Annotated in this window: 14 protein-coding genes; 6 read left to right on the top strand and 8 right to left on the bottom strand. The window is 62.2% G+C overall.

Annotated features, from left to right (window positions below):
* Window positions 1-18 precede the first annotated feature (18 nt).
* From SR882_RS04385 to SR882_RS04365, 5 genes are all read left to right on the top strand, one after another.
* Window positions 19-807 carry a Rossmann-fold NAD(P)-binding domain-containing protein gene (locus SR882_RS04385; protein WP_322522128.1) on the top strand — a complete coding sequence of 263 codons (789 nt, stop codon included), beginning with the start codon at window positions 19-21 and terminating at the stop codon, window positions 805-807.
* Between the two features lie 36 nt (window positions 808-843).
* Window positions 844-1,743 (top strand): class I SAM-dependent methyltransferase, encoded by a 900-nt coding sequence (locus SR882_RS04380; protein ID WP_322522127.1) that lies wholly within the window; start codon window positions 844-846, stop codon window positions 1,741-1,743.
* Window positions 1,744-1,760: 17 nt separating this feature from the next.
* Entirely contained in the window at window positions 1,761-2,804 is a 1,044-nt protein-coding gene (gene pseI, locus SR882_RS04375) for a pseudaminic acid synthase (RefSeq protein WP_322522126.1), read from the top strand.
* A gap of 14 nt (window positions 2,805-2,818) precedes the next feature.
* Window positions 2,819-4,300 carry a phosphosulfolactate synthase gene (locus tag SR882_RS04370; RefSeq protein WP_322522125.1) on the top strand — a complete coding sequence of 494 codons (1,482 nt, stop codon included), beginning with the start codon at window positions 2,819-2,821 and terminating at the stop codon, window positions 4,298-4,300.
* Between the two features lie 140 nt (window positions 4,301-4,440).
* Entirely contained in the window at window positions 4,441-5,499 is a 1,059-nt protein-coding gene (locus SR882_RS04365) for an ATP-grasp domain-containing protein (protein ID WP_322522124.1), read from the top strand.
* On the opposite strand, the gene SR882_RS04360 is transcribed toward SR882_RS04365, so the two are convergent.
* From SR882_RS04360 to pseB, 4 genes are all read right to left on the bottom strand, one after another.
* A complete protein-coding gene (locus SR882_RS04360; RefSeq protein ID WP_322522123.1) occupies window positions 5,481-6,335 on the bottom strand; it encodes a hypothetical protein in 855 nt (284 codons plus the stop codon). The genes SR882_RS04365 and SR882_RS04360 overlap by 19 nt on opposite strands.
* Before the next feature lie 172 nt (window positions 6,336-6,507).
* Window positions 6,508-7,215, bottom strand: a complete 708-nt coding sequence (gene pseF / locus SR882_RS04355; protein WP_322522122.1) for a pseudaminic acid cytidylyltransferase — start codon at window positions 7,213-7,215, stop codon at window positions 6,508-6,510.
* Window positions 7,212-8,360 (bottom strand): UDP-4-amino-4,6-dideoxy-N-acetyl-beta-L-altrosamine transaminase, encoded by a 1,149-nt coding sequence (gene pseC, locus SR882_RS04350; protein WP_322522121.1) that lies wholly within the window; start codon window positions 8,358-8,360, stop codon window positions 7,212-7,214. Before pseC ends, pseF begins: the two co-directional genes overlap by 4 nt.
* Entirely contained in the window at window positions 8,357-9,358 is a 1,002-nt protein-coding gene (pseB, locus tag SR882_RS04345; protein ID WP_322522120.1) for a UDP-N-acetylglucosamine 4,6-dehydratase (inverting), read from the bottom strand. The genes pseC and pseB overlap by 4 nt, the downstream gene beginning before the upstream one ends.
* A gap of 115 nt (window positions 9,359-9,473) precedes the next feature.
* On the opposite strand from pseB, the gene SR882_RS04340 reads away from it, so the two are divergent.
* The gene (locus SR882_RS04340) at window positions 9,474-12,053 is read left to right on the top strand and encodes a 6-hydroxymethylpterin diphosphokinase MptE-like protein (RefSeq protein ID WP_322522119.1); all 2,580 of its coding nucleotides are present in this window, start codon (window positions 9,474-9,476) and stop codon (window positions 12,051-12,053) included.
* A 73-nt stretch (window positions 12,054-12,126) separates the two neighbouring features.
* Here SR882_RS04340 and SR882_RS04335 read toward each other — a convergent pair whose 3' ends face one another.
* From SR882_RS04335 to SR882_RS04320, 4 genes are all read right to left on the bottom strand, one after another.
* Window positions 12,127-12,480 carry a hypothetical protein gene (locus SR882_RS04335; protein WP_322522118.1) on the bottom strand — a complete coding sequence of 118 codons (354 nt, stop codon included), beginning with the start codon at window positions 12,478-12,480 and terminating at the stop codon, window positions 12,127-12,129.
* Window positions 12,481-12,549: 69 nt separating this feature from the next.
* Window positions 12,550-12,954: a flagellar export chaperone FliS gene (fliS, locus tag SR882_RS04330; protein ID WP_322522117.1), complete on the bottom strand. Its 405-nt coding sequence runs from the start codon at window positions 12,952-12,954 to the stop codon at window positions 12,550-12,552.
* 139 nt (window positions 12,955-13,093) lie between these two features.
* On the bottom strand, window positions 13,094-14,482 hold the full coding sequence (fliD, locus tag SR882_RS04325; protein WP_322522116.1) for a flagellar filament capping protein FliD: 1,389 nt from the start codon (window positions 14,480-14,482) through the stop codon (window positions 13,094-13,096).
* 14 nt (window positions 14,483-14,496) lie between these two features.
* Window positions 14,497-14,967 carry a flagellar protein FlaG gene (locus tag SR882_RS04320; RefSeq protein WP_322522115.1) on the bottom strand — a complete coding sequence of 157 codons (471 nt, stop codon included), beginning with the start codon at window positions 14,965-14,967 and terminating at the stop codon, window positions 14,497-14,499.
* Between the last annotated feature and the right edge of the window lie 57 nt (window positions 14,968-15,024).

Here is a 15,024-nt window from a genome sequence, read left to right as displayed (position 1 = left end):
CAAATCCGGAGAAATCCCATGACCCAGCCGTTTGCCACCGAGTGGGGCCTTATCGGCGCCGGCGAGATCGGCGGCGTGCTCGCCCACGGCCTGCTCAAGACCGGCCACCCCGTCTTCCCGATCGGACGGGACACCGACATCGAGTCGGCACTGTCCTCCCGCCCCTTCCTCGACGGGCTGCTGGTCGCCGTCGGCGAGAAGGACCTCGATTCGGTGCTCGAACGCATCCCAACCGCCTGGTACGACCGCTTGGTGCTGATCCAGAACGAACTCCTACCCAATGACTGGCGCAAGTACGGCATCGAGACGCCGACCGTCGCCTCGATCTGGTTCGAGAAAAAGCCCGGCAAGCCGGTCAAGCCGCTGATCTCCTCGCCGGCACACGGCCCCAAGGCCGACGCCCTGGTCGCGGCCATGCAATCACTCGACATCCCCGCGCACCGGGTGACCGATAGCGATGCGATGCTCGAGGAGCTGGTGATCAAGAACGTCTACATCCTGACCACCAACATCGCCGGCCTCGAAACCGGCGGCGACGTCGAGGACCTGTGGAGCAACCACCAGCAACTGGCCCGCGACATCGCAGCGGACGTCATCGCCCTGCAAGAAGCGAAAGTGGGGAAGGCATTCGATCACCAACGCCTGATTGAAGGCATGGTCCGCGGTTTCGACGGCGATCCGAAGCACCAGTGCATGGGCCGATCGGCGCCGCAGCGACTGACCCGGGCGCTGACACTGGCCGACAAGCTAGGGATCAAGATGCCCGCGATCGGTCGTGTTGCATCGCGGCAAACCGCTCAGCGCTGATAACGCGGCAAGGCCGACCACAAGAAGGGAATCACAATGGCTGCCAGCACCCCGTACCGAATCGTGACGCACCGTCTGGGCTATCGTCACATCGAGCCGATCCCGTCCCGGGAAACACTCGCCGCGTTCTATCGGGACAAGTACTTCCAGCAGGACCACGGCACCTACAAGAAAACTTACCAGCCGCTGGACACGCGGCACCGCGAAAACCGTTTCCGTCTCCGGCAGGCGGCCATTGACGTCCTTCCGGGCGCCAGCGAGGGCCCCCATCGCTTTCTGGACGTCGGTTGCGGCGAGGGTTGGGCCCTGCGCTGGTTTTCCGATCGGGGATGGGATGTAACCGGTGTGGACTTCAGTGACAATGCCTGCCGCCGCCACAACGCCCCCCTATGTGATCGCGTATTGAGCGGCGAGGTCGACGAGACGCTCGATACACTCGCTGAACGACAGCCAGGCGGGTTCGACCTGCTATGGCTCGACAACGTCCTCGAACACTCGCCCGAGCCCGCTGCGCTAGTGAGCCAGCTGGGCCGATTGTGTTCACCCGGTGGCTTGCTGATGATCGAGGTGCCCAACGACTTCTCCGTGACCCAGCAGGTGGCGCTGGACAAGGGCCTGATCGAGGACACTTTCTGGGTCTGCCCACCAGAGCATCTCAACTACTTCAATCTGGCCGGCCTGGAAAACCTCGCCGAAGCTTGCGGATGGTCCGTGCGCGACGCCTTTTCGGATTTCCCCATCGACTGGTTCTTGCTGAACGACGAGGCGAACTACATCGCCGATCGGAGCCGTGGGCGTGCGGCCCATGTCGCCCGAGTCCGGCTGGAATCGGCGATGACCGACATAGATCCCTGCGAGACTCTCGCCGTCTACCGGCACCTCTGTCGACTCGGCATGGGCCGCAACATCACCATGCTGGTCACACCGGCCAGCTAGCTCTCAGGACGCTTAACATGGTCGCCGAACTGTTCTACGACGCATCGCGTCCGCCCCTGGTAGTGGCGGAGCTATCCGCCAACCACAACCAGTCACTGGATCGTGCGCTGGCACTGGTGGATGCAGCCGCAGACGCCGGCGCCGACGCCGTCAAGCTGCAGACGTTCCGTCCGGAATGGATCACGCTCGACGCCGACCACTCGGAATTCCTGATCCAGAACGAGTCCAGTCCATGGTTCGGGCGCCGCCTGTTCGACCTTTACGCCGAAGCCGCCCTGCCCCTGGAATGGCACGAACCGCTTTTCCAACGAGCCCGCGAGCGCGGCATCCTTGCGTTCAGCGCGCCGTTCTCCCTAGAGGCCGTCGACTTCCTCGAATCGATCGATTGTCCTGCCTACAAGATCGCCTCGTTCGAATGTGTGGACATCCCATTGATCGAGAGGGCGGCGATAACCGGAAAGCCGATCGTCGTCTCCACCGGCATGGCTTCAGCCGCTGAAATCGACGAGGCGGTGTGCGCCGTCCGTCGACACCAGGCCCGAGGCCCGGTGCTGCTCAAATGCACGTCCAGCTATCCGGCCCCGGTCGAGAATAGCCACCTGGTGACTCTCGAAGCCATGCGCCGCCTCTGGTCGGTCCCGGCCGGGCTCTCGGATCATTCGCTTTCACCGGCGCCCGCCCTCGTGGCGACCACGATGGGGGCACGTATGATCGAGAAACACCTCACACTGGACCGCGCCGACGGCGGCCCGGATGCCGCCTTTTCCCTCGAGCCGACGGAATTCGCCGAGCTGACACGACTGGTCCGTGAGGCACACGCCGCGATCGGCGAGGTCCGGTTCGGCGGCACCACCGATGCCGAGAGCCACGCCCGGAAACGGCGCCGCTCGCTATACGTCAGCCGCGACGTCCGGGCCGGCACGCCCCTGTCGGCCGACAACATCCGCTCGGTTCGGCCCGGTCATGGCCTGGCGACCCGACATTACGAGGAGGTGCTGGGCAGGCACTTCCGTCGTGATCTCCCCAAGGGAACGCCGCTGGCGTGGTTCGATATCGAATAACTCAGGAGCCTAACGTGTCCCATCTGCTACAGACGGTCTTCGGTCTCGACGCCCCCTCGCCCGCCACTCGGCGAGCCGGCTGGACCATGGTGCTGGACTCCGGGCTGGGCCCGGCCGCCAGCCGCGATCTCGTCACCACCGCCGCCGGACAGATCGATCTGATCAAGCTTGCCTATGGCTCATCGGCGTTCTACCCCGAATCGATCCTGCGCGAAAAGCTCGAACTATTCCGTGACCACGGCCTTCTCGTCTGTCCGGGCGGTACTTTATTGGAGGCGGCGGTTCAACGTGATCGCGTCGATGCCTTGCTCGACGAACTCGACACCTTGGGATTCAATGCGATCGAGGTGTCGAACGGCATCGAGGGACGCATCGACCGCGACTACAAGATCGTGCTGATCGATAAGGCACGTGAACGGGGATTCCGTGTCTTTTCCGAGGTTGGCCGCAAGCTGCCGCAGGAGGATGCGACTCTGTCTCACCGCGACCGGGTCGACGAGATCCGGGCCGATCTGGAAGCGGGGGCCGAAAAGGTGATCATGGAATCGCGTGAATCCGGCACAGTGGGAATCTTCGACGAGAATGGCCAGATCAACAGCGAACTAGCCTACGAGCTCTTCCAGCACATCGACCCGGAGGACGTGATCTGGGAAGCACCGAAACGGTCTCAGCAGATCTGGCTGCTCCACCAGCTCGGACCGGAGGCCAACATCGGCAATGTCGCAACCACCGACGTACTGAGCCTTGCCTCGCTGCGGCACGGGCTGCGGGCCGACACTCTGCGCGACCACGCCCCTCACCGTATCATCACCTACTTGGAACTCGGCGTGGCCGGCGCACTGCGTGCCCACAAGCGAGGCGATGTCGTGGTCGTGGTCGATGCGCTACGGGCCAGCTCGACCATCTTGCAATGCCTGGCGAACGGGGCCGACAGTGTCACGCCGGTGCTCGGCGCGGACGAACTGAACGGCGACGTCACCCTTGCCGAGCGCGGCGGGGCCAAGCTCCCCGGGGTAGACTTCTCCAACAGCCCGACCGAAATCCTCGACCAGGATTTCCATGGCAAGCATGTCGTCATCAGCTCGACCAACGGTACCGAGTGCATTCGCGTCGCTGGCGGCCATAAAAATCCCGTGCTGATCGGGACCGTCAACAATGCTCGGGCCGCGGCCCGAGCCGCCGAGGCGATCGCCCGGGCGGAAGGCCGATCCATCACGTTGCTGGCCGCCGGCCGGAACAATCAGCCTGCCATCGAGGACCGAATCGGCGTAACCAGGATCCTCGAACACCTCGAAACTCCCTGGGTGCGGGGAACGCTCAATCCGTGCTACTCCGACAACCTGGCGCGCGACTTCCTGTCCTCCGACAGCGGCATGAACCTGGTCTCGCTCGGCTACGGCTCGGACGTCATCCACTGTGCTGAGGAGGATCGGTTCGACCTGGTCGGGCGCTTCGACGGCAGCACCATTCGCCGAGCCGGAGACCGGGGCGCATGAGACGTCGTCTACTGGTGATCGGCGCCGGACGGGAACAGTTGCCGGCGATCGAACGTGCCCACGCCCGCGGAATCGAGGTGGTAGCTACCGATCTCGACCCGTCAGCGCCGGGGGCAACACTCGCCGACGAGTTCCACGTCGTGAGCACTACCGACGCCGCAGGGAACATCGCGCTCGCCCGCCGCGAAAAGATCGACGGCGTGATGACGTTGTCGTCCGAGACCGCGGTACCCACCGTGGCCGCGGTTGCGGCGAGCCTGAGCCTGCCCGGATTCTCACAACGCACGGCCGAACTGGCCACGGACAAGCTGGCCATGAAGGACGCTTTCGTCCGCCACGGCGCCCCGACCTCCCCTCACCGCGCGGTCACTGGGTTCGATGATGCACGAGCCTTCACGACCGAAAATGGCTTCCCGGTCGTCCTCAAGCCGGCGGTAAACTCGGGCCAGCGCGGCACGAGCCGCGTCGACGACGAGGCTTCGCTCGACGCCGCCGTGGCGGACGCCCTCGCACATGCCCCCGATGGCCGGGCACTGATTGAAACCTTCGTTCCGGGCCCCGAGATCAACGTCACGGCGGTGGTCGAGAACGGCCAGGCCACCGTGTTGTCGATAAGCGAGCGGGTAACTGCCGCTCCGCCGCATTTCGGCATCGCGATAGCGCATGCCGCCCCGCCGCACCTGGAGCGGACGCAGCTTGCTGCCCTGCATGAGGCCGTGCAACGGGCAGCGGAGGCAATCGAACTGCGCGATGGCATCATCTATCCGCAGTTCATCGTCGGCCTGGCCGGCCCCAGTCTGCTGGAGATCGCCGCCCGCATCCCCGGCGGATTCATGCGCGAAGTCGCACTCGGTCTGTCGGGCATCGATCTTGTGGATGTGGCCATCGCACAGGCGCTGGGTGAGACGGCGCCGCTGTCTGCGGTACCGCGCTCGTCGGCCAAAGCCGCACTGGTCGTACGCTTCCTCACTGAGCTGGACGCACACCGGTTGAACCAGCGGCCCGATGACGAGCGGCTGGCTGCTGCCCGCCGCCTGAGCGGCATTGGCGCCGTGCATTGGCATCTCGATCACGAGGCGCCCATCCCCAGCCTGACCCATTCCGGGGCGCGCTTCGCGGCCGTGATCGCCACGGCGACCTCCCGCGCCGAGGCCGAGACTCAGGCGGAAAACGCCATCGACTACCTTCTCGGCGACTGAGCCAGCGCCTCGAGGATGCGTTCGGCGCCACGGCCATCGACCTGCCGACGTCCCGCCTGCCGCATGGCCTGGCAGGCCCCGGCATCCCGGACCAGGGCGTCGACGGCCGTCACGGCGCGATCGCCTACCGAGCGCTCGTCGACCGACCCTAGGTCGACCGCCGCTCCTAGATCCGCCCAGGCGGCGGCCTGCGCACGCTGATTCTCCACCAACGTCACCACCAGAAACGGAATGCCCACCGCGGCAAGCTCGTAGGTAGTGGTGCCCCCCGCGATCAATGCCGCCCCGGCACGACACATCAACGGCTGCATCCGGTCGGGACCCACATGCAGAGCGGCCCGTTTGCCATGCGTCCGACAAAGCGCCTCGATGACCGCCAGTCCGGAATTTGCCCGGGTGGTAACTACGTCGACCGCCAGCTCCGGAAAGGCTTCCAGCAGCGGTGGCAGCAGGCATTCGCCGGCACCAAAATCGTCGCCGCCTCCAAAGGTCACGAACAGCCGGGGGTTCTCACCGAGCGAGCGGTAGGCCGCCTCACAGGCCTCGGCGAACTCTTCGCGCAGCACTGCGTAGGCGGGGCCATGGAGGAATCGGGTCCGGCCCGATGCCTGGCGCGGAGCCAATCCAGGGCGAATGTTGACCAGCCAATCGGGCTCGCCGAGCCAGTGATCACGATGGGTGAAGGTGAGCCACGGGATACCCCGGGAGCCCAGCCAAGCTGCACTCCCGGCATCAAGGTGCGGATGATCGATAATGACACGGTCGACCGACCTCCGTGCGAGATCCAAGTGCTCGATCTCCTCGGTCGTCGAGGCACCTTCGGGGATCAACTCCACCTCTCCATCATGGCCGAAGAGGCGCCTACGCACCTCGTCAACCGGACCACGCACCAGCAACCGGGGCCGCCATCCCCTTCGACGCGCCGCCTCGGCGAGCACGCGACAACGATTGAGATGCCCGAAACCCCAACGTGGCGACGCATGGACGACCAGGAGCAACCGCACCCGTTTACGCCTCGTGTCGACGGATGTACTGGAACATTGCCTCGGCACGAATCCAGTCGTCCTCGTCATCGATGTCCTGCACCAGATAGTGCGGCAGGACCACCGGCCAGGTCTCTGGATGGATGAAGGGCAGGTCGTGGATGACTCCCTCCCGGTCGGGGCGGGTAAAGTAGAACTGACCGGCATCGTGGTACATCGCCGGCAGGTCCTGGGAACGCGACGCGATCATCTCGGGCCGTGGCGGGACGATGCGGCCCGCCCGGTCCAGCACGAAACCCCGCTGAGGCGGATAGGCGAAGCTAGTCACCGCCATGGCACGCTCAGGACGACCGGACGCCGCCAGCCAGTCGTCAAGACTGGCGGCAAGCCGGCGCCCGGTCACGAACGGGGCCGTCGCGTAAATGAACAGCACATAGTCGATCGTCTCGCCCGCCTGCGCGAAATACCCGAGCGCATGGTGCAGCACCGGGCGCGTGCCCACCTGGTCCCCGGCCAGCGAAGCGGGCCGGAAGAACGGCACCTCGGCACCATATGTGCGGGCGACCTCGGCGAGCTCGGGATCGTCGGTCGACACGATCACCCGATCGAAACGCCCGCTCTGGTGCGCCGCCTCGATAGACCAGGCAATCATCGGCTTGCCGCCGAAATCCCGGATGTTCTTGCGGGGAATGCGCTTGCTTCCTCCCCGCGCTGGAATCACCGCGAGTCTCATGCCAGCGCCTCCCGCAGTGCCGAGACCACGCGATCCTGATCACCCTCCGACAACCCTGGATGGAGGGGGAGCGACATCGCGCCGGCGTAGTAGGAGGCGGCACCCGGAAAATCGGACATGTCGAATCCCAGGCGGGCAAAGTCGGGCTGAGACGGAACCGGGATATAGTGGACGTTTACCCCGATGTCACGGTGTCGCAAGGCGTCGAAAACCGACCGGCGCCGGACGGGATCGTCCAGCCGGACGACGTAGAGGTGCCAGGCCGACTCGGCGCCCGGTGTGCGGGCCAGCGGTCGACACGGCAGGCCGCTCAGGAGCCTATCGTAGCGCTTAGCCAGCGCCCGTCGACGCTCGACGTAATCGTCCAGGCGAGCCAACTGACTCTCGCCGAGTGCGGCGGCAATCTCTGTCAGCCGGTAGTTGAAACCCAGTTCGATCTGCTCGTAGTACCACGGCCCGTCGGGCTCTCGGCTCATGCAGCCAGGGTCGCGAGTCACGCCGTGACTGCGTAGCAGCGACATGTGCTCGGCGATACCGGCGTCGTTGGTGACCGCCATGCCGCCCTCGCCCGTGGTGATGATCTTCACCGGGTGAAAACTGAACACCGTGATGTCGCTGTGCCGGCCGCTCCCGATGGGATCGCCATGCCAGTTACCCCCGATGGCGTGCGAGGCATCCTCGATCACCGAGAAACCGTACTCGTCGGCTAGTTCGCCAATCGCGCCCATGTCGCAGGGTTGACCGGCGAAATGGACGGGAATCACCACGCGCGGGATCTGCCCGTCATGCGCGGCGACTTCCAGCTTCACCCTCAGGGCAGCAACGCTCATGTTGCCCGTCTCCGGATCCACGTCTACGAAATCAACCGTCGCGCCGCAGTAGCGGGCGCAGTTGGCCGACGCAACAAAGGTGTTGGCGCTAGTCCAGACTATCTCGCCCGGCCCGACGCCAAGAGCGAGACAGGCGACATGCAGCGCCGAGGTCGCACTATTACACGCCACACCATGACCAGCATCGACCCGGTCAGCCAGCTGGCGCTCGAAACGCGGCACGACCGGTCCTTGCGTGAGGAAGTCAGAACGCAGCACGGCGGTGACCGCGTCGATGTCTTCCTGTCGGATATCCTGGCGACCGTAGGGAATCACACGCCGGCCCGTTCGTTGAACGCACGGATCTCGTCCTCGTCGAGGAAATGGTCGTTGCTACCCGAGTTGTACTCGAAGCCGATCTCCACTGCCCGGCCGGTCTCGCCCAGCGCGTTGGTATCGAAGTCGTTGTTGCGGCTGGTGAAGGTGATGGTCGGCCGGATGACGAAATGATCAGCAAATTCCAGCGTGAGATGCGAATCGTCCGCTGGGCACATGATCTCGTGGAGCTTCTCGCCCGGACGGATTCCCACCACCCGCTGTGGCAGATCCGGTGCCAGGGCGCGTGCTAGATCGGTAATACGGACCGAAGGAAGTTTCGGCACGTAGATCTCGCCGCCGTGCATGCGTTGGAATGCATTGATGACCAGGTCGACTCCTTCCTGCAGCGTGATCCAGAAGCGGGTCATGTCCTCGTGCGTGATCGGCAGGTGATCGGCCCCGTCCGCGATCAGGCGTTTAAAAAACGGAACCACCGACCCGCGGGAACCTACGACATTGCCGTAGCGCACCACTGAGAACCGTGTGGGATGCCCACCAGCCATGTTGTTCGCCGCGACAAACAGCTTGTCCGACGCCAGCTTGGTCGCTCCGTACAGGTTGATCGGATTGGCGGCCTTATCGGTGGAAAGAGCCACCACGCGGGAAACGTCGTTTTGTAGTGCCGCTTGAATGACGTTTTCCGCCCCATGCACGTTTGTCTTGATGCACTCGGTTGGGTTGTATTCAGCCGCGGGCACCTGCTTGAGCGCAGCAGCATGAATCACGTAATCGACACCGTGCATCGCCTGCTGCAATCGCTCGCGATCCCGCACGTCACCGAGAAAGAAACGCATGCGCGAATCGGTAAAGCGTTGTTGCATCTCGAACTGCTTGAGCTCGTCACGCGAGTACACAATCACCCGGCGCGGACGATGCCGCTCGAGCAGTGTGGTAATCATGCGCTGACCGAAGGAACCCGTGCCCCCGGTGATCAGAATCGATTTGTCCTCAAACATCACTGGTCGTGTTCCTTAACTTGTTCCCTTGCCTAAGGGCGGGTTATGTATCCTTGACGCAAAGCCGGCCCGGCCGCTGGCCGCGCCGAACGATCACACACAGGGACAACCATACATGACGCCCGTCGAACGCACCTCGCCTGCAAATCCAGACTATTTGGGCAGCCTGGAATCCTCGCGCGAATGGCTCCAGACACAACATGGGGATTGGATTCTCCCGTCCATCAATGCCCGGCACTTCGGTTCGCCACGATATGCGACAGAGGACGAAAGCAAAAGTCATGCCCAGAAAGTTCTGGCCGAGCATTTCGGGGAGCGATTGCATCAGGAGGACCGTCTTTACATCATCATCGGCAGCGATTCCGGCCAGCTCTTGCGCTTCATTCGCGAGCATGCGCCCATGCCACGCGGGAGTCGCTGGCTCGTGATTGAGCCCAACGACGTCCTCCTGATCTTGCGCCAGAATCCGGTCATCAACACATATTGTGACGATTACGTGCAATTGGTCGCGTTCGACGAATGGCAGGAACAAGCCACACTGCTCCAGCTTCCGGCGTACTTCCGTATCGATGGCGTGAGGCTCGAGCCTTCACTCGGCGCTCTGGACAATACCGACCCGCAATACGTCGAACTTACCGCTCACCTCGATGCCCATCTGACCGCCGAGCGTTTCCAGACGACAGCCAAGCTCAACGTTGCACCGTTCATCGAACCCAACATCCTCTCCGCCCCGAATTTTCAAGGCGGCATCGACCCATTTGAAAACCTGTTCGTCGGACAAGGCGTCGTTATCATCGCTGGCGGTCCCTCGCTCGATGATCAGATCGACTGGATACGAGAGAACCGTCTGGCGCTGTTCGTCATTGCCGTATCTCGCGTCTCCGCCCGCCTGCAGGACATGGGCATCATGCCGGATATCGTGGTCACCGTGGACCCGTTCCCGATCAGCCTGACCGTCAGCCGTCAGATGTTTGACTTCCCGGCGCAGACTATTCTGATGACGAGCAGTCACCCCTATCCGGCCATCACGAATCGCTGGCCTTATTCTCTGTATTGCGTAGGGCCGTTGGTTCCTTGGGAAGACACGGCAGTCAATGACCAACATGCTCTTCCCGCAACGGGACCGACAGTCACGCACATGGCTGCCCAACTAGCCGTTCACATGGGATTCACGGAAATCGTGTTCTGCGGACTGGATCTCTGCCATGCGCCAGACGGCCGCACCCACGCGGCTGGAAGCAGTGAGGCCTCGGCTGGCCCCATCATGGATTTCAGTGCTCTCCCGGTCACCACCAATCGTGGCGAATCGACGTGGACGTCACCTGACTATTTCGCCGGCATTCGCGCGATGGCCGAGATTGCCGGCCAGTCCAGTAGCGTTCGATTTGTTAACCCCAGCGCCAACGCCGCAGCCATCGATGACGTGGAATTCGTGCCGCTGGAAAGCATTTCCCTGCCCCCGACGAAATTCGACCGAAGTTCGCTCGACCGTATTCGCCAGCAGACGACCCGCACCGATCGCGAGACCCACCTGAATTCACTGGCTAAAAGCATGGAAACCATCACGGAGGACATGCGGAAAGTAGCGAACCTGGCTCAATTAGGTCTCGAATCCAACCAGGCCTACTTCAACCTCACGCATCCCGCACGACAGAAACGACACAAGCGACGCATGCAGGCAATCGACCGCCTTTTCGAGGGTCGTTATCGGCAGGCCGCACGCCTGGCCCAGCGAGCAGCCAAGCGCGCCATTCTCCGGACGGCCCTGCCGCATGACTTTTTCGAACTCGATCGCCAGCAGGCCGAGAACCTCGCCGGTCGCTACTACGACGCCATTCGCGAGGAAGCCCGTCGTCTTGTGAGCCCGCTGAAGCTGGCATGTAACCGTATCGAAACCCGACTGCTGGAACTCCGTGAGGATGTAGACAGCGAGGAGCTCGCCAGCCGATATCGTGAATTCGAAGAACCAGAACGTATCGGGTGGCTCGAGACAAATCGCGAGACAACCTCGGGCCCGCAAGCAGAACGTGCTCGCCTCGCCTATGCCTCGTCGATCGAGACTCTGCTCGAAAAGGATCGGGATCGCCATCGTCGCAAGCGCTCCCCGAGAGCATCCTTGAGACAGATCGAGCGACAGTTCACCAGCCAGAAACGCCAAGCACTCGCCTCATTGGCCGGTTCCCTCGAGCATCACAAGGAAGTGGATATGGCCCGACCATATGCTCGGTATGCGAATGGACTGCTGAATGAACTGTCCGGCGACCTGCTGGCTGCCGCAGACAATCACACCAAGGTCGTTGAACAAGCCGACCCGCAACAGGACGCCGTCCTGCTCGAACATGCGCTGCTTCGTTTGAGCCACATCAACCTGGAGGCAGCTCAAAGCGCAGACGCCCTCGCCATACTGCAGACAGCGGCCACTCTCAACCCGACGCACTGGCGCTTGGTGGCAAGACTGGCGCTAGTTGAGAACGACGCCGAAAACGGCATCACTGCGCTCACTCGGCATCTGGAACACTTCCCCAGTGACGTTAGACGAATCAAGCAGATGGTTCGCTTGTTCGTGGCACTCCAAATCCCCGACGGAATCGACTTCTGTGAGCAGTATCTCCCTTACTGTTCGCCAACAGGGCGTTCGGAGCTACAGGAGTTCCTCGATCAGGCACGAGTTACTCTTGAAATGCCGCCAAAATGAAAGATGAGAAAACACAAGGGCCGCCTCTCCTCGCGGAATGGCGGCCCAAGGCATTGGTCGACCCAGTGAATAGTCAGGACACCTGATTTTTTAGGTAGGCATCGGAGGCACGGTGACGTGACAAACGTGCACCGGCTTCTCCGTCCAATTGATGACGCGTTCTCTCAATGAGAGCAAACAGCCGATCAAAACGCTCAAGCCACTCCGCCTTGAGCGAGACCAGTCGCTGGTCGGCAAGTAACTGCCGGGACTCGGCCTCATTCACGAGCTCAGCAATCCGCCCTTCGGCTCGATCGAGTCCATCGGCCAACTCGTTGAGGGCCTCTTCCTGCGGTTCCGCCTCGACTACCGAGGCGATCCGATCGAGGGAACACCCCAGATCACCCAACTCCTCAAGGCTTCGGACTAACGGGAATGATGCAGTCATGACTCTCAGCTCTCACCCCCAATAGGCAACTGAACCACTGAGGCACACGGTCTGCCCCGAGTCGGCTTTTCAGCTTGCCACAGCCATCCTGGCGACCTCGGGCTGAATGGCATCCCACGCTTCCTTGACCTCCCGGATCAAGGCCGAGACTTCGTCGAAACCGTCGGTGTCGCGTTGAGCACTGGCATCGAGAAGTCGACGCTGGCAGTAATCGTAAAGCTCTTCGAGACGCTCGGCCAACTCGGGGCTTTGCTCGGCATCGAGCCCGTCTTTAAGACCGCCAAGAATATTTATCGCCTTGGTCACGTTGAGCCCCTTTTGCTCGAATTGGCCCGCTAGCATCGCATGCTTCGCCTGGGCGACACGCGTAAGCAGACCTTCGTACAACATGGCGATCAGACCATGCGGCGATGCCGACTCCACCTTGGCCTCAAGGTCGATGGACTGGTATTGCGCGTAAGGGTTCGCTCGCATCGTTGTCTCCTGCAATATCGCTATAGCTGCTTGGTCATTCCGAGCGCGAGAACCATAGTTGCCGTCCTTCGCTCTACCCAAGGTAATCGGCCGCCGGAGCGAGAACTTGAGGGACAATTACACCGAATTGCCTCAAAAGTCAGGAGCCGGAATTGACCCCGATACGGCTTAGATAACTGGCCGAGGACTGCATGCTCTGAACGATGCTGTCCATCGCGGTGAACTGTTTCGTCAGGCTCTCCTGATAGCTCTCCATCCGACGATCCAGTGTCGCCCGCTGATCCTCGATTCGATCGAGCGACCGATTCAAGCTATCCGCCCGGTTGGCAAAAATACCGTCGAAGCTGAGATACGGCTCGAGCAGGTCGTCGACTTGCCGCGACACGCCATCGGCCGGATCGGTGAGGAAGTCCTTCACGGCCTGGCTATCGTTGTTCAACGCATTCTCGGCAATCGATTCATCCAGGGTCATTTTTCCTTCCGAATCAATCTGGATACCCATCTCGGACAGGTTCTGGATCGCCCCTGTGCCGAAATTATCGCCCAGCAACGAACGCAACCCTCGATTGATGCCGTTTGCCGTCGAGTCGCCCTGCAGCACGCCGCCCTGCTCGGCCTCCGCATCATAGGACGTGAGATTCTGGTAGGTACTGTTCCAGGCGTTGTATTTCTCGACAAAACTGTTCAGCGCCTCGAGCACGGGGCCATTGTCACCCTCGACTGCGACTTCGACCTTGGTTCCAGGCTCGGCCTGGTTGAGATCCAGAGTCATCCCCTCGATCACCCCGTCGACCTGGTTCGTCGAACTGGTCACCGACAGGCCATCCACCGTCAACTGGGCATCCTGCGCCGCGGTGAGCTCGGTGAGATTGCCCGAAGCAAGTCGGGACAACCCTGCCGCGTCCGTGTTGTTGCCGTCATCGTCCGTAGCGGTCACCGTGACGGCGTTGGCCGTTCCCGTCTCGCGGGCGGAGAATACCAGGCGGGCTTCAGTCCCACCCGCACCGTCGTCGACGTTCAAGATCGAAGCGCGTACCGAATCGTTTGCCGTGGAGCCATTGATCTTGTCACGGATATCCGCCAACGAATCGCCAGCCGCCACGGCAACGCTGAACGAGCTGCTACTGGTGTCGAAGGTCAGCTGCCCGGAACCGACCGTGGACGTCGAATCGGCAAAACCACTCGATGCCTGTTTCTGCGCTGTCGCCAACTGACCGACTTCGATCTGATATTTGCCCAGCGCCGTTCCCGGCGACGCCGTGGCCGTGAGAATATCTTCGTTGCTTGACGACACCGCTCGCGTGCGAAACGTGTCCAGGTTGCGCAGATCGAACGCGGCTGAACTCAGATCCGACGCGGCGCTCTTGAGCTTCGAAAGACCTGACAACGACGCCTCGTAGGAGGCTTCACGGTTGTCGAGCAAATTCAGTCGCGGGGCACTTTCCGCCCGCACGAGCTGGCTGACAATGCCCTGGATATCCAGACCACTCCCAACCCCCGAAATTGAAAGTCCGCTAGAACTCGCCATGATCGTGCCTCAAATCAGGAAATGTCAGACAGCAAACTGCCCGAGGGCAGCACGTCCGAAAGCTTAAGCTCGTTGAACTCGCGGAGCCGTTCACGCATTGCGATGATCTCTTCGGGCGGAATCTCGCGGATCACCTGTTTGCTGGATGGGTCGACCACCTTGACCACAACGTCCCCCAGCTTGTCGTTAACGGAAAAATCCAAGGCCCAGGGACCGGGCTTCAATTTCTCCTGAATGGCCTCGATGGCTTCCCTCAGCTTGTCTCGGCCATCAGGCGTCTGGTACTCGGTGAATTCGGCGCGAGATGCCTTGAGTGAGCCTGACTCGACCGAAGGCTTCGGCGGCTGCCCTTCCGGAGCGGCCGTCGGAGCCTTCGGTGCCATCTGGGCCATCGGGCTTTTTCCCCGTTCCGAAGACAAAAAGGCATCCGGTCCGCTCAAAGCGGACGGGATGCCCGTAATGGAAATCTGGTTGATCGAACTCATGGGTTCGTCCTCAAGCATCAAGCGGTTACAGCATACACAAACTCAAATTTTCCGACT

The sequence above is a fragment of the Guyparkeria halophila genome (genome assembly GCF_034479635.1).
Classification (GTDB): domain Bacteria; phylum Pseudomonadota; class Gammaproteobacteria; order Halothiobacillales; family Halothiobacillaceae; genus Guyparkeria; species Guyparkeria halophila.
Note: the sequence above shows the minus strand (reverse complement) of the source record. Positions and strands in the feature narration are given on the sequence as shown.

What these genes read in the sequence shown, in the direction of transcription:
- SR882_RS04385 (WP_322522128.1), top strand. Translation starts at nt 19, where the DNA reads ATGACCCAGCCGTTTGCCACCGAGTGGGGCCTTATCGGCGCCGGCGAG.
- SR882_RS04380 (WP_322522127.1), top strand. Translation starts at nt 844, where the DNA reads ATGGCTGCCAGCACCCCGTACCGAATCGTGACGCACCGTCTGGGCTAT.
- pseI (WP_322522126.1), top strand. Translation starts at nt 1,761, where the DNA reads ATGGTCGCCGAACTGTTCTACGACGCATCGCGTCCGCCCCTGGTAGTG.
- pseF (WP_322522122.1), bottom strand. Translation starts at nt 7,215, where the DNA reads ATGAGACTCGCGGTGATTCCAGCGCGGGGAGGAAGCAAGCGCATTCCC.
- pseB (WP_322522120.1), bottom strand. Translation starts at nt 9,358, where the DNA reads ATGTTTGAGGACAAATCGATTCTGATCACCGGGGGCACGGGTTCCTTC.
- SR882_RS04340 (WP_322522119.1), top strand. Translation starts at nt 9,474, where the DNA reads ATGACGCCCGTCGAACGCACCTCGCCTGCAAATCCAGACTATTTGGGC.
- SR882_RS04335 (WP_322522118.1), bottom strand. Translation starts at nt 12,480, where the DNA reads ATGACTGCATCATTCCCGTTAGTCCGAAGCCTTGAGGAGTTGGGTGAT.
- fliS (WP_322522117.1), bottom strand. Translation starts at nt 12,954, where the DNA reads ATGCGAGCGAACCCTTACGCGCAATACCAGTCCATCGACCTTGAGGCC.
- fliD (WP_322522116.1), bottom strand. Translation starts at nt 14,482, where the DNA reads ATGGCGAGTTCTAGCGGACTTTCAATTTCGGGGGTTGGGAGTGGTCTG.
- SR882_RS04320 (WP_322522115.1), bottom strand. Translation starts at nt 14,967, where the DNA reads ATGAGTTCGATCAACCAGATTTCCATTACGGGCATCCCGTCCGCTTTG.